The sequence below is a fragment of the Oscillospiraceae bacterium genome (genome assembly GCA_031265355.1).
In the GTDB taxonomy this organism is placed as follows: domain Bacteria; phylum Bacillota; class Clostridia; order Oscillospirales; family UBA929; genus JAIRTA01.
In genome coordinates this window covers 55,336-74,070 of the sequence record JAISCT010000053.1, presented here as the reverse complement: position 1 = coordinate 74,070, position 18,735 = coordinate 55,336, and the positions used below count along the sequence as shown (strand labels likewise).

13 protein-coding genes, 2 tRNA genes and 1 pseudogene are annotated in these 18,735 nt (G+C 56.3%); 9 read left to right on the top strand and 7 right to left on the bottom strand.

Going from position 1 to position 18,735, the window contains the following annotated elements; translation table 11 throughout:
• Window positions 1-257: 257 nt before the first annotated feature.
• Window positions 258-545, bottom strand: coding sequence for a DUF1016 N-terminal domain-containing protein (locus LBK75_08145; protein ID MDR1158258.1), 288 nt, complete (start codon window positions 543-545; stop codon window positions 258-260).
• A gap of 216 nt (window positions 546-761) precedes the next feature.
• Here LBK75_08145 and LBK75_08140 point away from each other — a divergent pair, with 216 nt between their 5' ends.
• Window positions 762-5,195, top strand: coding sequence for a hypothetical protein (locus tag LBK75_08140; GenBank protein MDR1158257.1), 4,434 nt, complete (start codon window positions 762-764; stop codon window positions 5,193-5,195).
• A 176-nt stretch (window positions 5,196-5,371) separates the two neighbouring features.
• On the opposite strand, the gene LBK75_08135 is transcribed toward LBK75_08140, so the two are convergent.
• From LBK75_08135 to minD, 6 genes are all read right to left on the bottom strand, one after another.
• Complete coding sequence (locus tag LBK75_08135; protein ID MDR1158256.1) at window positions 5,372-6,016, bottom strand: RloB family protein; 645 nt, start codon at window positions 6,014-6,016, stop codon at window positions 5,372-5,374.
• 2 nt (window positions 6,017-6,018) lie between these two features.
• Window positions 6,019-7,290: an ATP-binding protein gene (locus tag LBK75_08130; protein MDR1158255.1), complete on the bottom strand. Its 1,272-nt coding sequence runs from the start codon at window positions 7,288-7,290 to the stop codon at window positions 6,019-6,021.
• 491 nt (window positions 7,291-7,781) lie between these two features.
• Window positions 7,782-7,858, bottom strand: a tRNA-Met gene (locus LBK75_08125).
• A gap of 136 nt (window positions 7,859-7,994) precedes the next feature.
• A tRNA-Leu gene (locus LBK75_08120) sits at window positions 7,995-8,083 on the bottom strand.
• Between the two features lie 260 nt (window positions 8,084-8,343).
• Window positions 8,344-8,757 carry a methylglyoxal synthase gene (locus tag LBK75_08115; GenBank protein ID MDR1158254.1) on the bottom strand — a complete coding sequence of 138 codons (414 nt, stop codon included), beginning with the start codon at window positions 8,755-8,757 and terminating at the stop codon, window positions 8,344-8,346.
• A 99-nt stretch (window positions 8,758-8,856) separates the two neighbouring features.
• Window positions 8,857-9,615, bottom strand: a complete 759-nt coding sequence (gene minD / locus LBK75_08110) for a septum site-determining protein MinD (GenBank protein ID MDR1158253.1) — start codon at window positions 9,613-9,615, stop codon at window positions 8,857-8,859.
• 586 nt (window positions 9,616-10,201) lie between these two features.
• On the opposite strand from minD, the gene LBK75_08105 reads away from it, so the two are divergent.
• From LBK75_08105 to LBK75_08070, 8 genes and pseudogenes are all read left to right on the top strand, one after another.
• Window positions 10,202-10,738: a DUF2975 domain-containing protein gene (locus LBK75_08105; GenBank protein MDR1158252.1), complete on the top strand. Its 537-nt coding sequence runs from the start codon at window positions 10,202-10,204 to the stop codon at window positions 10,736-10,738.
• A 40-nt stretch (window positions 10,739-10,778) separates the two neighbouring features.
• Complete coding sequence (locus tag LBK75_08100) at window positions 10,779-11,000, top strand: helix-turn-helix transcriptional regulator (GenBank protein MDR1158251.1); 222 nt, start codon at window positions 10,779-10,781, stop codon at window positions 10,998-11,000.
• Complete coding sequence (locus LBK75_08095) at window positions 10,993-12,723, top strand: DUF4173 domain-containing protein (protein ID MDR1158250.1); 1,731 nt, start codon at window positions 10,993-10,995, stop codon at window positions 12,721-12,723. The genes LBK75_08100 and LBK75_08095 overlap by 8 nt, the downstream gene beginning before the upstream one ends.
• A 168-nt stretch (window positions 12,724-12,891) precedes the next feature.
• A complete protein-coding gene (guaB, locus tag LBK75_08090) occupies window positions 12,892-14,373 on the top strand; it encodes an IMP dehydrogenase (GenBank protein ID MDR1158249.1) in 1,482 nt (493 codons plus the stop codon).
• A 54-nt stretch (window positions 14,374-14,427) separates the two neighbouring features.
• Window positions 14,428-15,621: a tRNA (N6-isopentenyl adenosine(37)-C2)-methylthiotransferase MiaB gene (gene miaB / locus LBK75_08085; GenBank protein MDR1158248.1), complete on the top strand. Its 1,194-nt coding sequence runs from the start codon at window positions 14,428-14,430 to the stop codon at window positions 15,619-15,621.
• A 62-nt stretch (window positions 15,622-15,683) separates the two neighbouring features.
• Entirely contained in the window at window positions 15,684-16,223 is a 540-nt protein-coding gene (locus tag LBK75_08080; protein MDR1158247.1) for a methylated-DNA--[protein]-cysteine S-methyltransferase, read from the top strand.
• Between the two features lie 167 nt (window positions 16,224-16,390).
• Window positions 16,391-16,765: a helix-turn-helix domain-containing protein gene (locus tag LBK75_08075; GenBank protein ID MDR1158246.1), complete on the top strand. Its 375-nt coding sequence runs from the start codon at window positions 16,391-16,393 to the stop codon at window positions 16,763-16,765.
• A gap of 286 nt (window positions 16,766-17,051) precedes the next feature.
• Window positions 17,052-18,280, top strand: a pseudogene (locus LBK75_08070) (IS256 family transposase).
• Window positions 18,281-18,735: the final 455 nt, after the last annotated feature.

Here is an 18,735-nt window from a genome sequence, read left to right as displayed (position 1 = left end):
TTTGCACCCCGGCCGCGTTGCCGGAACCCTTGAATACTACAAGTATTCGCGGAACCCGGCGCCTTGCCGGGACACAAAATTGCTGCGCCAACTGCACACTTTATTTTCCGACAGACCCTAAACGTCTACCTATTGTCCAAAATTTCCCTTTTATCATCGCCCTCTCTTCGTTCTCTGAATGGTGTCTCTTGTTTAATGCAAAGTAATTTTTTACTAGTTATAACCAAATATTAACATATATCCCAGCTGTATTGCTTTTATGGCTCTCGGAACGCTCCTGCCGGAATGGGCGACGTGGCGCTGATTTGCGTGTCCGCGATTTCTTTTCGCTCAAATGCTTTGCGGGAAATAAATTCGCGGAACTCATCCCTGCCGAGATATCCCCGTGCCGCTTCTTCCAGATAATATATCTTCGCTTCCTGCGATTTAAGCGGCAAAATTTCAACAAAATGAGACCAGCTCAATTGTGTCGCGGCTCGCGACACAATTTCACGCCGTCCGCGCTCGGCGTCAAAATTGTGCTGGACGCGTTTTTGTGAGTGCATTTTCTTATCACAATAAAAGCAAGGCCACTTTACGGCGCATCGGACTGTTACGCGAAAAATTGAGTGAAAATCGTCGAGATGTACAAAAATATTGCCTTTTCTTTTGACATTGCAGACCGTTTGTGGTATAGTAGTGGTGGTAGTGTCTATGTGCCCGCGCTTGCAAATATCGCACTTAGCGCAATCAAACTTACATGTCTGAAGAGGTGTATGACAATGCGAAAAAATGCTGTTATCGCCGGCGTACTGTCCCTGGCTGTGGCATTATCATGCCTGACGGGTCTCGGTGTGGTGCCGGTCATGTCCGCGCCGGAGACTGTCGCGGGCGGCTATGTTGTTGATATCGACAACGTACCGTCCGTTTATTTCGAGCGGCACAAAAATTGGGAAGCCCTGTACAATGCGGCGTGGCAATCGCACAAGTCGAATATCAAGAAGGCCAATACAGCGCTGAACCCGGAAGATGTGTATTATGTCGACGAAGCATTTGACGACACAATATTCCAGTGGGATACGCTTTTTATGATGATGTTTGACAAGTACGGTTTCGCCGAATTTCCGACACTGAGCTCGATGGACAATTTCTATTACCACCAGATTGACAGCGGTGCGGGTTTGGGTTATATCCCGCGCAGAATGAGCGAATCCAACGCAAACGCCTGGCACCAATACAACAATATCAGCGGGAACAACCCGCCCCTGTTCGGCTGGGCGGAATGGGAGCAGTACAAAGTGCACGGCGACGCAAGCCGCTTTACAAAAGTGATAAACGGCAAAACAATCCTTACCCGCATGGACGAGAATTTTCAATACAACAAGCGCCAATGGCGTGTGACGACCGGGCTTTACACGTCCAACGGGCAGGGTAACGGATTGGACAATACGCCGAACCAGGGCACGGGGCAGTCGGCCAACGACTTGAGCTTTCAGCAGTATCAGTACGCATACTACATAAAACTGATGGCCGAAACTGTCGGCAATGCAGAGACTGCGGCGCGGTATGAGCAAGAGATGACGGAACTGTACGAACTGCTCCAAACGAAAATGTGGAGCGAGGAAGGCTCGTTCTTTTTCAACATCAATCAGGCCGGCACCGCTTTCACCAACATCGTCACGCCGACCGGGCTTTGGGCGCTGGCGGCGGGCGCGGCCACGCCGGAACAGGCCGAACGCATGATCCGCCTCTATGCGCGCAACTCTGAGAAAATGTTCCGCCCGCAGGGACTGTCTACCGTCGCGTATGATTACAGCAGTTTCAAGCCGACGGGCGGATACTGGAACGGCGCGATGTGGTCTCCGACGTCTTACCAGTACATCAAAGGTCTGCAGCGATACGGCTATGACAAGCTGGCGTTTCAGGAGGCCGTCCGCCACATAGATGCGCTGGAGCGCGTGCGCGCAAGCGGTGCGTATGACCGCTACAACAACTACCTGTATACGCTGTGGGAAAACTATTCGTCAGAATGGGACATCCCCGGTTCTACGGAAAGCAGTGACACCCAACCGTCGCGCTCCAATTTTGTGGGCTGGACGGGCGCTTTGGCGATCGGTTCAATCATTGAAGACATTCTCGGCATCACGCTGGACGCGCCGCGCAACACGGTGAGCTGGAACATGCTGCTGACGGAAGGCAATGGTATAGACAATCTATGGATGGCGGGCAACACATTCAGCGTCAGAGCGCAGCCGCGTCTGACGGCGGAGTCGGCCGTCAGAATCACAGTCAGCGCGCAGCAGCCGTTCACGCTCAACGTAAAAAATGGCGGCGCGGTACAGACGTTTGCCGTCAAGGCCGGGGAAAATGCATTTGCCGTCGCGGGGACGGACGTCGGCGAGGGCGCTTACCTGTCCGGCAAAACGGCTGTGCTTGCCGGATTTGACCCCGCCGGGGCCGGCGAGCACATACTGTTTACAGATACTCCGAACAGCGCCGTGACGGATGGTCTGAAAAATCAGGCGGGCAGAAATCCGGACGGCAGCATTTACAACATCAACACCATCGGCTACAGAAACGCCGCGGTGCGCAAAAGCGAAACACTCTCGTCCATCGTGGGCACAAATAGCTATGAGTACGTCAAAAAGGGCGTGCGCGACGGCTTTATGGTCATGACAAAAGCCGGAACGGGCATAAAGACGCTGCGGCTCGCGCTCGGCATTCAAAATGCATCGGCCGTTATCTCCGCATCGCTGTCCGACGCTTCCGCGCCAGAATTTTCAAAAACGGTGTCGGCGGGTTCGGCGGAGAAGGCGTTTCTCGTTGAAATTCCGTACCGGGCGGCCTCTGACGGCAACGATCTCATTGTCAAGTATACGATCACAGACGGCTCCGGCGAAGTCTCTCTCAAATCGATCACGCTTGACGACGGCGGCCATTGCTACCCTGAAATCATCAAGAACATCACGCTCACATCCGGCGACGGCAGTCTGACGGTGAACGCCGACCTAAACGGCGTGGCCTACACCGGTTTCAATATCTACTACGGCCCCGACGCGGACAATCTGACCGAAAAACGTTTCGTTTCCTCTCTCCCCGCAGTGATTTCCGATCTGACAAACTATCAGCGCTGCTACGTCGCGGTTTCGGGCGTGATAAACGACGTGGAAGGAGATATGAGCGACGTGAGGAGCGAAACTCCTGAATCACGCCGCCACAGTGACCGCGAGCGCGCCTATGACGACTGGGAATCTGTAAAAGACATCGTATTGAACGGCAACCTCGGTTTTGACGACATCAAAACACCGCTCGCATTTGAAGGTGTCGTCGGAAAAATTTACGGCAGCGTGCTTTCGTTCGCCGTATCGAAGACTGTGTCAAACACCGGCGTCATGGGCAACGGAGCGGTCGTCTTTCCCGTCAAGCCGCAAAACGACGCCGCCACAAACATCACGGTGACGATAACATACAGAGACGTCACCGTGACTGTGGTACAAAGGGTTGTCGTCAAAGCGATTGAACCGGCGGAACGCACGTACATATACGGCAGGAAAGGGGCGGCGTCGGGCAGCGTCAACCTCACCGAGGAAGGTTCATCGGACTGGGTGCAGTTCAACAGCGGCAGTGTGACAAGCCCCGCGCGAAAGAACACGGCGGCGCCGTTGATCGGCGCCCTGCAGGCGGTTCAGACTGACGGCGTCGCGAACGACTGTAAATTCGCTTTTACGTGGTCAGACGCCAAAGATTCCGCCCCCGTCAGCTATCGCGGACTGATCGTCAGAGGCATCGGCGGTGAGATTTCGTTTGCCGTGCCGGTTCACAGCGACAAAAGCCAGATACTCACCTTGTATACAGCGATTTGGGGCGGCAAATTGAACGTCGAATTCAATGTCAACGGCCTGACGATGTATACGGACTCTGTTGAGCGGGACGCGACGAGCGGTCTGACGGGCCAGGCTTTCGAAATCGAGTTTAAACTGTCGCCGTCGGATCAGGTCACCGTCAGGGTATACGGCAGTCACAACGCCAGTACGTCTTGGGCTTCCAGCAATATTTTACAGGCGATCACCTTGTCTGAAACCGATGTCTCGCCAGAGCCGCCGAGCGATGTCCCGGACGAGAATCTGTACATCGTGAGCGAAGCGCAGCCGACGTCGGTAAACCTGACGCGCGAGGGGTCCAAAGACTGGAAATTGTTCAACACAACGACGCTCGGCAACATCGAACACAAGCAAAACGGTACAGGCATCGGCAACGTCGCGCCGCTGATTGGCATCACAAAAATGAATCCCAACAGCGGCACGGCCACATTCTCGTACACCGACGGAACCCGCGTGCCGTCGGGAAGCCACGCACAGGGTGTCGTGTTTGAAAAAGCAGACAACGGCCTCACATTCAGCGCCCCCTACAGTGAAACCGCGCAGACGCTGAACGTCTATATCGGTGCGTGGTCGGCGAAGGCTGAGTTTCGGGTCGATGTGATCGACAGCGGCGGCCATGTCGTCAAAACGGCGTCAAGTCACTACGATACAGGCGCCCAAGCCGGCGGCACGCCGGCGCAATATTCCGTGTTTAGGGTGGGTTACACCCTGGAACCCGCTCAGAGCCTCACCGTTACACTGGTGACGACTGTTGCGTACGACACGACATGGGGCAACATCAGCGTGTCCGCGATCACGCTGGGAGAAGCGGCTCACAGCATTGCCGTCGCGCCCGGTATCGCGAACGGCCGCATCATCGCCGCCCCGGACACGGCGGAACAGGGGACGGAGATAACGGTAATCGCCAAACCGGACGACGGGTACCATCTGGTCGAAGGCAGCTTACAATACACGGCGGACGGTTCCGCAGACATCGCCATCGTCGGAGACTCGTTTATCATGCCGAATCACAATGTCACCGTTTCCGGCGTATTTGAAGAGGACGTCAAAAGTATATCGACCGACAACCGCCTTGTCATCAAGCCGATATCGGCGCCTCCCGGCGCCGCGTACAGCCCGCAGTTCGCAGTCAAGGCCATGGCAGACATCGCGTTTCGTCTGATTGTCGCGTCATATGACGCAAACGGGCGGCTGCTCGCCGTCGACGTCGCGCGGCACACGCTTTCCGCCGGAGACGAAGTGACCGCGGAGGCTTCCGTCGCATACGCGTCCGAAGCCGCGTCATACCAATTCTTTTTCTGGGACGACGGATACAAACCGCTGACAGATCGCTGAGCTGACGGATGCACACAAAACTAGAGGCGGATGTCAGCGTCATTTCGACGCTGACATCCGCCTCTGGCGAGTATATAATCCATTTCTTCTTTGTCTTCTTTTGTCGTCTCAACACGGCTCAAAATAGGTTCTTGATTATAGATTCTTGATTAATTGTCTGCATATAAAACCAAGGTTCACTCCTTTTCTATCTTTTCTTTTATTTCTTTAATTAACATATGTACCGTGGTACAGGGACACATCTCCGAGGGCTTGGTATTACAGTTCCTTTCGTGTTCAACATACTTTTTAGTTGCAATTTCTATTGCTTCTTTTTCATTGCCATAACGACATAGTTTTGAGTATATAGCAGCATCGGATTTCTCATATTTTTGTTTTACTGCCTGCAAATATTTTTTCTCAAAGCCATTACAACACGCTATCGAATCTTGATATGCAGGCATTTCTCCGAAATATGCATTGAACCAAATTTCAATGCAAGGGTTTGACCAGCCGACATTTATGCTCTTTTCTTTTGCCAGCGAAATTATTTGATCAAACTCTTGTACCTGATCTCTATCAAATACAATCCAAGGTTCACCATATTGAGGTTGTAGTGAAGCCATATTAAGAGCCTCGCTAACAAGCTCAATTGTTTTTGCTTTGCAAACTTTTATTACAAGTTTACCTTGTAATTCTTTAGAGATAGAATCTCGCAAGCCAAACATATAGTTTCGCTCTGTTTCTTTTGTGTCAGTTACAATAAAATAGTAGCCCAATTGGGGAATACGGCGTTTTAATAATTCTTCGCGAGGTTTTCGTTTCCCAATTCTATCAACCATGGCTATTCCCCCTTGAATATATCAAAACACTTCATGGTAGGAATGGCACCATATTTCCCCAGCAGATAATTCTTTTCGTAGTTTTCATCCTTTCGAATTTTAACTCCATCTTCATCAACAAAATCCGCCAATGAGTAGAGGCTGGAAATACCCGTGTCTGTTTTTTCGGTAAACCATACTTCATCACGACGCAAAATATTGCTATTGAGCTGCCACGAATCGTGAGACGTGAACAAAAGTTGAGCGTGATTTGGGTTTGTGTCTGGATTCAGGAAAGTAATAATAAAAGTCCGGACGAGAAGTGGGTGGAGTCGTGCATTTAATTCATCTACAAACAACACACCACTCGTTTCCAGCACTTTCTGCAACAAGGGATACAGAGCAAACATTTTTAGTGTACCTGCCGATTCTAACTTCAACGGAATTGTTGTCGTTTCGTCAGAAGCTATCATTTTATGAATTGCATCGATTCGTACTTCTGAAGACTTTTTATCGTCACTATCTTCTAACCTTTCGACTTCAAAGCTTATAATAGAAGGATCAAATGCAGAGAAATAATTTACGACTTTTTGCTGGACGTCTTTGCTCTTAACAAAATCATCTGGCAGAAGTTCCGATAAAAAGAAATTCTCGACAGGGCGCCCAAAGTCAGCAAATTCGTTATCCAAAAACCAGTCGCGGATCAACTTTAATTTGGCAATTTTCAGCTTTGCGCCAAGTGAAACAATTAGAGTTTCCTTTTCGAGAGCTATTTTAAGATTTTCTTGACTTTTAGGTATAATCCCTGACAAATCAAGTTCTTTCCTATTTCTGTAAAAAATCCTTTTGTACTCGCTGCGCGATGACTTTGACCTATAGTTGAGCCATTCTTCATTTATCCCGACTTGATCAACAGTAAAACCGTAATTATATATCTTTGCTCCAGCCTCTTTGGAAGAAATAAAATATACTTCAAAAGAGGATTCTGCATCCTTACTGTTAGCATCAAACAAGAATGGCGTTGGCTGTAAAAATTCGGACTTACTCTTCTTCCAAGATTCATCGCCGCCGTAGCTGAAAGAGCTAACAACATAAGTGGACATATACCTAAAAGCTTCTTGAACATTAGACTTTCCGCTGGCATTAGCTCCAAAAATAGCCGCAACAGGGAGAACATTTTCGTTTCCAACTGCAATAACATGATTACTGTATTCAGAGATTTTTGTGGCAGTTAAATCCAAGGTCGTATCATCGCGAAAAGACTTGAAGTTTTTAAAATTAAATTGCAAAAGCATATTGAATGCGCTCCTTTATATCCGCTCATTGTAAGCGTCGTCGATTATACCTCTTCGTGTCGCCGCCACTATGTGCGCCTGTGCTTGACGCTTACAGCTCATTTTCTATTATATCCATATTTCAGAAAAAGTCAACACTCAAATGAGAAAATTTCTCATTTGAGTGTTGACTCTAAGCGCCTACAATCGGAATGTTCCACACCAGCCCCGACGCGCCGGACATACGCCTTTGGCGCTACGGCTACGGCTACCCTGCCTTCAAGTGCCGCCGCGACATGGCGCTGCACAGCTGCCTACGCGGAGCATTTGGGAGCCGCGCCGCCGAAATCGTCGCCACCGCCGCATACATCATCCAGGAAGGCAATGTGCAAATGGGGAAACGCCCGCTTTGTATCTGCGACGCGGTAGTCCTAATTTTTGCCCTCAGAAATGCAAAAAAGCCGCTAAACAAGCGGCTTTTTCACGTGTGCATCTTTTTTGTCAATGCTTTTTGGTTGCGGGGGGCGGATTTGAACCACCGACCTTTGGGTTATGAGCCCAACGAGCTACCGGACTGCTCCACCCCGCGATATTGAAACGGACGACTTTGCCTTGCAAGCCCCTTCGCCAGGCTATGCGCCAGACGAATCGTCGCGCCATGGCCACGACAAAACCATACGTAACCAAAGCCCGCCCGACATGCGCCGGGGAACGCCTCAAGGCGCTGGTGCCGGAGACCGGGCTTGAACCGGTACGGCTTTTTCAAGCCGCGGGATTTTAAGTCCCGTGCGTCTGCCAGTTCCGCCACTCCGGCATAAAATCCACGCCAGAATAGTATAGCACAGCTCTCTGCCCTCTGTCAATCGTTTTTCCTATTTTTTTGTACAACGCCAAATCTACGCGCCGACGCACAATAAAAATGGAAAAAATTTCTATTTTTGCCCACCTACAAGGCGCGGCGCCCGTACAGGACGCTGCGCGTCGTGAGGAACTGTCAAATGATACACTTGTGAACGTGTCTCGCGCCGGAGACCCACCGCGGGGCCAGACCCGGGCGGCGGCGCGGAGATATCCTCAGCGCTCCGCTTTGTTCTTTGGGTTGACGATGTCGCGCCAGTCCAGGTCGCCGCGCGCCAAACCATGCACCAGCACCTCGGCGGTGGCCACGTTGGTGGCGATCGGCACATTGTGCATGTCGCACAGGCGCAGCAGGGCGTTGTCCGACTCATGCAGGGCCGTCGCCATCGGGTCGCGGAAGAACAGCACGAGGTCGATCTCGTTGTAGGCGATGCGCGCGCCGATCTGCTGCTCGCCGCCCTGCGGGCCCGACAAAAAGCGCTTGACCGGCAGGCCGACGGCGCTCTCGACCAGCTTGCCCGTCGTCGCCGTCGCGCATAAGCTGTGGCGCAGCAGGATCCCCCGGTAGGCAATACAAAATTGTACCATCAATTCTTTCTTCATATCATGTGCGATCAGAGCAATGTTCATTCGTTACGTCCTCCTTATTTCACGGCTGTCGGGTCCCCTGCGGCAAAGCCGCGCACTGCTTCGCCCGGCGGACCCCCCGGCCCTGTCTTTTCCTTGGTGTCAGTACCGCGCTTTGACGCCCCGGGGCAGCGGCACCCGCTGCCCGTCGAGCCGCCGGGCCATGTCAAGATAGGCCTGCGCGGCGCCTTTTCTTGCATATAAAATCACCGGTACATTCTGGTTTCCCGCATGAATCACCGCCACGTCCTCCGGTACGACGCCGAGCAGCGGGAGGCCCACGGCATCCATCGCGTCATCCACATTCGCGGCGCCCGGCTCCCGCAGCATCCGGGGCCGCACCCGGTTGATCACCAATGTGGCCCCCATCACACCGGCCTGCTCCAACGCTTCCACCGCGCGGGCCGCGTCGCGCAGCGCCGCCGGCTCCAACAGACTGACCACCAGCGCGCGGTCACAGCCGGCCGCCGCCATCTGAAACCCCGCCCCCAGACCGGCGGGGGAATCCACAAAACAGTAGTCGAAGCGCTCGGCGAGCTCGGCCGTCAGCCGGGCAAAGGCCTCCGACGTCATCTGCTCCGCCTGCATCTCCGACGGCGCGGCGAGCAGGAAAAGACTCGGAAGGCCCGGCGGGGCGCTCAGCGCCTCGTCGAGAGACGCATGCCCCGCCATGACATCGCCGAAGTCGAGTGCGGCCGCGTCCGCCACGCCGAGCGCAAGGTCCATGTTGCGCAGCCCGACGTCGGCATCCACACAGACCACCCGGCGCCCCAACGCGGCCAGACAGGAGGCGATGCCGGCGGTGACGGAGGTCTTCCCGGTGCCGCCTTTTCCGGATGTGACGAGGATGCGTTTGCCCACGGATGGCCCCCCTCTCGCCCGCGCAGGTGGTTTGTAATGGTTTGTTATTCACTATATCACAAAAAGGCCGGGTGTACAAGCGTGACACGGGGACATTCCTCGACAATGTGCGGAAGCACCTGTTAAAAAAAATGTAAAGTTTGGGAGAATCCTTTCGATACTAGAATTGTCCACCAAAGCGCGAGGTGAGCGCCGGATTCTTGAGGGTCCGTAAGCCCACCTCCGCGCACCGGTCTCCTATGGATTCTTCCCCGACCTTCCGGTCGCGCACCGGGCCTACGCCGACGGCATCAGGGCCGCTTCGGATGGATTTCTCCCACCGAACGCACCTCGTCGGGCGCCGGCCAATGACCCGGAAGCGGGATGACAGGATGCCCCTCCCTCTTACCCAATCTGCCGAACGGCCGCTGAAATCTCTGATGATTTCGGCGGCCGTTCGGTATTTGGCGTCGGGTCGCACTGACTATCAATATAAAATTATCGATTATCAATAAAAAAAGATTGACAAACGAGATGACAGTCTTTATAATGATCTCTGACAGGCCGCATCCGGCTGAGTCAAACGGGCGCATAGGAGGCGGACATCATGAAGACCGACGCCACAGAGACATTGTCGGCGCTGCTATTTTGGATCCTCACGGGGGCATTTGTCCTCAACCTCGCCGGGCTGCTGCTGCTGCCCCCGTTCCTGTCTTTGCGGTTCAACGCCGAGTGGGCGGATCCGTTTCGCGGCGCGTTCCGGCTGAGCTTTTTCCCGCTCGACCGAAACCAATGGCCGGAGTTTTTCTGGCGGCTCACATTTTACGAGGTCTGCGGCGCATGCGCGGCCGTCATCCTCTGGCAGGCCCGCGCCGTGCTGAAAAATTTGGCCGCGCTGCGGCTCTTCGTGCTGGAAAACGCCCGCCGTGTCAGCACGGCGGCCCTCTGCCTGTTTGTCATCTCGGCGTCCGCGCTTGTGCGGCTGTGCATCGAGTGGTCGACGCACGGCCTCTATCAAATCCTCACCACCTACAACACACTGTTCATACCGGTGTTCTTCGTCGCGGGCCTCCTGTGCCGCGTGATGGCCCGCCTGTTCGAACAGGCCGCGCGTCTCAAGGATGACAACGATCTCGTAATCTGAGGCCGGATGCCGGCGCCGCACGCGCCGTGGAGGGAGTCATATGCCGATCATCGTCAATCTCGACGTCATGATGGCGCGCCACAAGATCGGCCTGTCGGAACTGTCCGCGCTGGTCGGCCTCACGCACGCCAATCTGTCTGTCCTGAAGAACAACCGCGCGCGGGCCGTCCGTTTCTCGACGCTGGCGGCCATCTGCCGGGCGCTCGGATGCCAGCCCGGCGACATTCTCGAATACGTGGAAGGAGAGGAAGACGATGGATAAAATCCCTGAGCGCCCCTCGCCGCAGCACGGCGGCCCGCCAGATCCCACACCGCCGCCTGCCGGGCCGGCGCACCCCGAGGGCACGGACCCGCAACCCGCGCCGCCGCGCGCCGAACCGGCAGGGGCGGCGGCAAGCCCGATGCGCCCTACGGCGCCTCCCAGCCCGGCCTGGCTGCCCTACGGCGGCTACGGTTCCGGTACGCCTTGGGGAACGCCGCCGTCCGCCCATGTCCGCCGGGTCCACACCTACGACGGGCCCGACCGGTGGATGCTGGCCGGCGCGTGGCTGGCTGGCTTCCTGTGGGTGCAGATTTTGGGGGTACGCGCCGGTCCGCCCCAGGCGGGGCTCCTTTTGTACTTCCTCTTCGCGCACCTGACCCTCTTTTTGTACACGGCCGGTCGGCGGCCGGCCAGGCCCTCCGCGCCCTGCCTCGTGCTGTACGCGGCGCTGCTGGCCCTCGCGCTGCCCTTCCTGCTGTTCTCGAACCGGCTGCTCGCCACCTTCAACCTCCTCGCGCTGGCCGGGCTGTCCGTCATCCTGCTGCTTTTGCTGCGGGACGGGGAGAACACGCCCTGGGACAGCCCGCGCACATTGCTGCGCGGCGCGGTCAATTTTTTCTACCTCCCGTTTGCGCACCTCGCGCGGCCCTTCGGCGCGGCGCGCTCCTTGTCCGGGGCCGGGCGCGGGAAGCCCTTCCTGCACGTGCTGATCGGCCTGGCGGTCGCGTGCCCGCTGCTGGCCCTCGCGCTGCTTTGGCTCGTCGGAGCGGACGCGGTGTTCGGCCGCCTGGTACAGTCGTCCTTTGCCTGGATATCCGCCGACCTCGGGGTCTTTTTGACGCGTCTCTTCCTCGGCGCCCTTCTGGGGCTCCTGTTTTACAGCGCCGCCTACGGGTTCCGGCATCGCGCGCTGGCCGCCGGGCCGCGCGCCGCCGCCGCCGGCCGGACGCCGCCTCTGATCATCACAACGGCGCTGCTCCTCTTCGCGCTGCTCTATGCGCTGTTTTGCGCCGTCCAATTTGTCTACCTGTTCGGCGGCACGACGTCCCAACTGCCCGCGGGTGTGTCCGGCTATGCGCAGTATGCGCGTGCCGGCTTCTTCGAACTGTGTTACGTCGCCGGCCTGAACCTCGTGCTGACGCTCGGCTGCCTGCATCTGTCCGACAGGTCCCGCCTGGGACCCTGGCGAACCGTACGGGCCCTGTGCGCGGTGATCATGGGTTTCACGGCGGTCATGCTCGTCTCGGCGGCGTACAGGATGGGCCTGTACATCGCCGTCCACGGGCTGACGATCCTGCGCACGTTTACGCTCTGGGGTATGGCGGTGATGGCGGTGCTGCTCGTCGGCGTCCTCTGCAAGACGCTGTGGCCGCATGTCCGATTCTTCCGCCTCCTGACGGCGACGCTGGTGGTAGGGTATACAGCACTGAATTTTGCCAACATCGACGCGCGCATCGCCCACTTCAACGTGGACCGCTTTCTCTCCGGGCAGACGGAACACGCCTATGAGGAGTATCTGATCTTTCAGCTGTCCTACGACGCCGTGCCGGCCCTTCAGAAGCTGCGGGACGCCGGCTACAACGAGATCCACTACAGCCGCCTCGGCGCTACGCCCTACGCGACCCTCGACGACGCGATCGCCGCACGCCGTGCCGCCGCCAGAGAAACGTGCGCGGACCTGCGTTCGATGAGCCTGTCGGCGCTGAGAGCAGCCGGGCCATGACACCGCGCCGCCGGGCGCGAAGACTGTTGAAACGGCAAGAATTTCTTAATTTTGGGAGTTTCGTTCGCTTGACAGACCCCCCTGTATGTAGTAGAATTGTGAGATACAGACCACGACAGCCGCGTGTCGAATCTTCTCACTTTTGATAATATACAGGGGGGCTCTTTTATGGTCAATGCGGATTTTGCCGTCAAATTCAGCAAAGCCGGCCTCACGTTCGACGACGTCCTGCTGATGCCCGCGCACAGCGAAACCCTTCCGCGCGCGATCGACCTGCGCACCCACCTGACAAAATCCATCGTCCTCAACGTGCCGCTGATGAGCGCCGCCATGGACACCGTCACCGAGAATCGCATGGCCATCGCCCTCGCGCGTGAGGGCGGGATCGGCGTCATCCACAAAAACATGTCCATCGAACAGCAGGCCGTGGAGGTGGACAGAGTCAAGCGGTCGGAAAACGGCGTCATCACAAATCCGTTTTACCTCTCTCCGGAACATCTGCTGGAGGACGCCGACAACTTGATGGCGAAGTACCGCATCTCCGGGGTGCCCATCTGTCAGAACGGACGCTTGGTGGGCATTTTGACAAACCGCGATCTCAAATTTGAAGAGGACCTCTCCCGGTCGATCTCCGAGGTGATGACGAGCGACCGCCTGATCACGGCGCCGGTGGGCACCACGCTGACCGAGGCCAAGGAGATCCTGCGCCGCCATAAGATCGAAAAACTGCCCCTTGTGGACGAACACTTCGCCCTCAAGGGGCTTATCACCATCAAGGACATCGAAAAGGCCGTCATGTACCCGCATTCGGCGCGCGACGCCGACGGACGGCTGCTCGCGGCCGCGGCCCTCGGCTGTACCGCCGACATGATGGATAGGGCCTCCGCCCTGCTGGAGGTGGGCGCGGACGCGCTGGTGCTCGACTCGGCGCACGGACACTCCAAGGGCATTTTGGACGCCCTGCAGACACTGAAAGCACGCTGGCCCGAGGCGCAGCTCGTGGCCGGCAACGTCGCGACCGCCGAGGGCGCGCGCGCGCTGTGCGAGGCCGGCGCCGACGCCGTCAAGGTGGGGATCGGGCCGGGCTCCATCTGTACGACGCGCGTGGTAGCCGGCATCGGCGTGCCGCAGATCACCGCCATCTACGACGCGGCCTGTACGGCCCAGCAGTATGGCATCCCCGTCGTCGCCGACGGCGGCATCCAGTATTCGGGCGACATCGTCAAGGCGCTGGCCGCCGGCGGCGACGTCGTGATGATCGGTTCGCTGTTTGCCGGCTGCGAGGAGGCCACCGGTGACAATGAGATCTACCAGGGCCGCCGCTTCAAAGTTTACCGGGGTATGGGGTCGATCGGCGCCATGCAGCAGGCGAAGGGCAGCAGCGACCGCTATTTCCAAGATGAAAACAAGAAATTGGTGCCCGAGGGCGTCGAGGGGCGCGTGCCGTACAAGGGGCCTGTCTCCGAGGTGGTCTACCAGTTCACCGGCGGCATCAAGGCCGGCATGTTCTACTGCGGCGCGCCGGACATCCCCCATCTCCAGCAGCACGGGCGCTTCATCTCCATCACGGGCGCCGGTCTGCGCGAAAGTCACCCCCACGACATCTACATCACCAAAGAAGCCCCCAACTACACGCCGAGCTCGCTGTAAAAAATTTTTCCGCCGGACACCGTCACAGGGCGTCCGGCCCCGCGAGGTGAACCCATGGGATACGCGCCGGAACAACAGGCGTATATGGCCCGTCTGCGGGCTCTGTTCGGAGGCGCCGACGCGCCTCCGCTCGCATTTGTGGACACGTACGGCTGCCAGCAAAACGAGGCCGACTCCGAGCGTCTGCGCGGCATGCTCTTTGAGATGGGCTGCGGCTTTACGTCGCGCGAGGAAGAGGCGGATCTCATCGTCATCAACACCTGCGCCGTACGGGAACACGCCGAGATGCGGGTGCTGGGCAATGTGGGCGCGCTGATCCACACGAAGCGAAACAAGCCGCACCAGCTCATCGCGCTGTGCGGCTGTATGATGCAGGAGCCCGAGGCGGTGGAGAAGGTTCGCCGCTCGTACCGGCACGTCGATCTCGTCTTCGGCCCTCACGCGCTGCCGCGGTTTCCGGAACTCCTCTGGCAGGCGCTGTCGCGCACGGGGCGCATCTTCGACAGGGACGAGGGCGGCGGGCCGCTCGCCGAGGGGCTGCCTGTCTATCGGAGCGCGCCGCCGCGGGCCTGGGTGTCCATTATGTACGGCTGCGACAATTTCTGTTCCTACTGCATCGTGCCCCACGTGCGCGGCCGGGAACGCAGCCGGTCGCCGGAGGCCGTGCTGGCGGAGGTCGCCTCTTTGGTTCGGGACGGCTACACGGAGCTGACGCTGCTGGGGCAAAACGTCAACTCCTACGGCAAGGGGCTCACGCCGCCCATCGACTTTGCCGCGCTGCTGGCGGCGGTCTGCCGGGTTTCCGGGGATTTTACCGTCGGCTTCATGACCTCCCACCCCAAGGACGCGACGCGGCGCATGCTCGACGTAATGGCGGAAAATCCCAAGATCCGGCGTCATCTACACCTGCCGTTTCAGTCGGGCAGCGACCGGATCCTGCGGGCGATGGGCCGCGGCTACACCCGGGCGTCTTACGAGCGCCTCATAGACGACGCCCGCGCCCGAATGCCGGATCTCGACCTGACAAGCGACGTAATCGTGGGTTTTCCCGGGGAGAGCGAAGCAGACTTTGCCGACACGCTGTCACTGCTCACGCGCGTCCGGTTCCACAATCTTTTCACGTTCATCTACTCAAAGCGCCCCGGCACCCCCGCCGCCAGCCTGCCGGACGACACGCCGCCCGCCGTCAAACGCGAGCGCATGGCCCGGCTGCTGGCGCTGCAGAAGCAACTGACAGCGGGGGCGTAGGGCGCACTGCCGCACACGCCTAAAGAGATGGAAAAGAGATGGTTCAGGGGGGACAAAATAACATGTATTGCTCTTGCGAATATCAATCTCCGATAGGCAAACTCACGCTCGCGAGCGACGGTGAGAAACTCGTCGGACTCTGGATAGACGGGCAGAAATATCACGGGGACACGCTGCCGGAAAAAGCAGCCGAGCAAGACGGCATACCCGTGTTCAACAAAACCAAAGACTGGCTTGACCGCTACTTCGCGGGCAAAATGCCGAACGCATCTGAACTTCCGTTAGCTCCTATCGGCGGCGCGTTCCGCCAAGGCGTATGGGAAGTATTGCGGTCGATTCCATACGGCAAAGTTACCACATACGGGGACATTGCAAAACAAATGGCGGCAACGGCGAACAAAGCCACGATGTCCGCACAGGCAGTCGGCGGTGCGGTCGGGCACAACCCTATCTCCATCATCATTCCGTGCCACCGCGTCGTCGGCTCAAACGGAAGTCTGACAGGTTACGCGGGCGGCATCGCCACCAAGGTGAAGCTGCTTGCCTTTGAGGGCGTGGACATGAGTACATTGTTTGTCCCCCAAAAAGGCACAGCGCTATAAAAAAAGAGCATGCCCCTCCGAGACCGAGGCATGCTAATTGAAGGCATTCTTCCTTGTCGTCCTTGCACTATTTTGCGTAAAGCCTCCCGCATACATCCAAAGCGAGCCGCTTTTTTCATAGACCGCGTTGACATGCGCACATTTAGTCGGGCGAAGGTGTTTTTAATATGGATGACAATTATTTCCAAATCACAATGGGCAACAACGTGGCCAAATATCGAAATATAGCCGGTTTTACTCAGCCGCAGCTTGCGGAAAAAATCGGCATCAGCACCGCGTTTATTTCCAGGGTGGAGCGCGGGCAAAAAATGGTGAGGGTCCGAACATTGTATCGCATTGCGGAAGTTCTCAGTGTGAGCTGTGATGCCCTTTTGCGCCAAGATGAACCGTCAGTTTGTCTTCAAAACATTCAAACGCTTCTGTCCAATCAGCCGCATGCGCTTTTGCCAGGGATTGAGAAACTGATTCGCGTTTGTATTGAGCAGTTCGAAGCAAAAGCCGTTCTGCACGAATTGGAATCGGGAGAGCAGGATACACCATAAGGCGGTGTTAAAAAAGCGAAGCTTCCACGTTGCTGACCATCTATCAAGGCGGCAAACCTGCTGAAAATTGAACTTACAAGAAATCCTTGTGAGTTCAAACCGAAAGGCAACCTGTCGGGAATTCGGCGCTGGTTCCGTCCGCGCCGAACGCCGGGCTTGTGGACGAGAAGGCGCTGTTCGAGCGCGTGGCGGCGATTATGAGATTTTGTCGCCACTGACGAGGACGTATAGCGGGCCGTGTAAATGGGAATAATCTCCACAAGGAAAGAAGGAGGAGATGTTCTCGATGACACAACTGAACGAAGAAGAACGCGCGCTCGTAGGTCTGATAGCGGAAGGATGCACAACGGCTGCTGATATCACAGCGAAGCTGAAAGGGTTGTTCTCCGGGACGCTGGAAAAGATGCTGGAGGCGGAAATGGACGAACACCTTGGCTACGACAAGCACAGTGTACTGGGCAACAACAGCGGCAACTCACGGAATGGATACGGCAGGAAGATGATCAAAAGTGAGTGGGGGGAGAGCGAGATCGCCGTACCCCGCGACCGAAACGGAAGCTTTGCACCGCAAGTGATTGAGAAGCGACAGACGCGCACAGACGACATCGAGGCGCGAGTGCTGGCGATGTACGCCAAAGGGATGTCTACGCGCGATATCGAAGACCATCTACGTGACATCTATGGGGTGGATGTATCAGCAGGGCTCATCAGCCGTATCACCGATAAGATCATGCCGGCGGTAGCGGAATGGCAGAGTCGTCCTCTTGACGCTGTGTATCCGGTGGTGTTTTTGGACGGTATCGTGTTCAAAGTCCGTAAGGACAGCAAGGTGATCAACAAGTGTCTGTACTCTGTTTTGGGGATCAACTTGGAGGGGCGGAAAGAAATCCTCGGCATGTGGATGAGTGAGAACGAGAGCGCCAGTTTCTGGACGACGGTATGCAACGAACTGAGGAACCGTGGTGTGGAGGACATCTTAATCGCTTGCCGTGACAATCTTTCCGGGTTTTCCACAGCGATTGAAACGGTGTTTCCGAAGACAGAACAACAGCTTTGTGTCATACACCAAATCCGCAATTCCACGAAATATGTCTCGTATAAAGATATCAAGGGGGTCATGGCCGATCTGAAGCTGGTTTATGGTGCGCCGACGCTGGACGACGCGGAATACCGTCTGGAAGAGTTTCGTGAAAAGTGGGGCAAGAAGTACCCACAAATCATCAAATCTTGGGAGCAAAACTGGACGGAGCTATCCACCTATTTCAAGTATCCGGAGGAAGTCCGGCGGCTCATCTATACGACCAATGCGGTTGAGGGTTTTCATCGTATGCTGCGCAAGTTCACGATAAAACAAAGACGACTTACCCGACTGATGATGCGGTGAAAAAGTCTGTTTTTCTCTCTATTCAAGAAATCAGCAAGAAATGGAGTATGCCTGTCCGAGACTGGGGCATGATAATTGGGCAGTTGATGGTGTTTTTTGCCGACAGGCTGGACGTCCGCCGCGCAGGATAGATTTAGAATCAGGGGCTCTGCCCCCGATACCCCCGAAGTTTATCGCCTTTGTTTTCCGGGAAGCGATTACGAAAGCGACACCTACCGGCATCGCTTCCCGCCAAACCCCGTTCGGCGCTCGGGTCGGTCTCCATCGTTGTCCTGTCTTCCGTACGGGTAAAAGCAACCTTAGTATTCTCAAATCCTTGCTAGATTATCCCGTTTACACGGTTTGCGCGACACTCCCGAATATCTTTCCCTGCTTGTCAGTCCGGGAAAACCGATCCCGGACTGACAAGTGGATTTATTCATCCATATTTTTTTAGAGGTACATAATTACTATTGTTCATGGGCCTATGTACGGTGCCCCATACGCTTCAAACTCCCATATTGAATACCCATACTGAGTCGTCGCATTTTGGCAATAGATTCGAACATACCTGCCATCCGCTCCGGACAATGTAAACTCATCCAAA

Coding starts and splice junctions, on each gene's coding strand:
- LBK75_08080 (MDR1158247.1), top strand. CDS start 15,684: ATGTATTGCTCTTGCGAATATCAATCTCCGATAGGCAAACTCACGCTC.
- guaB (MDR1158249.1), top strand. CDS start 12,892: ATGGTCAATGCGGATTTTGCCGTCAAATTCAGCAAAGCCGGCCTCACG.
- LBK75_08135 (MDR1158256.1), bottom strand. CDS start 6,016: ATGGTTGATAGAATTGGGAAACGAAAACCTCGCGAAGAATTATTAAAA.
- LBK75_08115 (MDR1158254.1), bottom strand. CDS start 8,757: ATGAACATTGCTCTGATCGCACATGATATGAAGAAAGAATTGATGGTA.
- LBK75_08105 (MDR1158252.1), top strand. CDS start 10,202: ATGAAGACCGACGCCACAGAGACATTGTCGGCGCTGCTATTTTGGATC.
- miaB (MDR1158248.1), top strand. CDS start 14,428: ATGGGATACGCGCCGGAACAACAGGCGTATATGGCCCGTCTGCGGGCT.
- LBK75_08140 (MDR1158257.1), top strand. CDS start 762: ATGCGAAAAAATGCTGTTATCGCCGGCGTACTGTCCCTGGCTGTGGCA.
- LBK75_08075 (MDR1158246.1), top strand. CDS start 16,391: ATGGATGACAATTATTTCCAAATCACAATGGGCAACAACGTGGCCAAA.
- LBK75_08100 (MDR1158251.1), top strand. CDS start 10,779: ATGCCGATCATCGTCAATCTCGACGTCATGATGGCGCGCCACAAGATC.
- LBK75_08145 (MDR1158258.1), bottom strand. CDS start 545: ATGCACTCACAAAAACGCGTCCAGCACAATTTTGACGCCGAGCGCGGA.
- LBK75_08095 (MDR1158250.1), top strand. CDS start 10,993: ATGGATAAAATCCCTGAGCGCCCCTCGCCGCAGCACGGCGGCCCGCCA.
- LBK75_08130 (MDR1158255.1), bottom strand. CDS start 7,290: ATGCTTTTGCAATTTAATTTTAAAAACTTCAAGTCTTTTCGCGATGAT.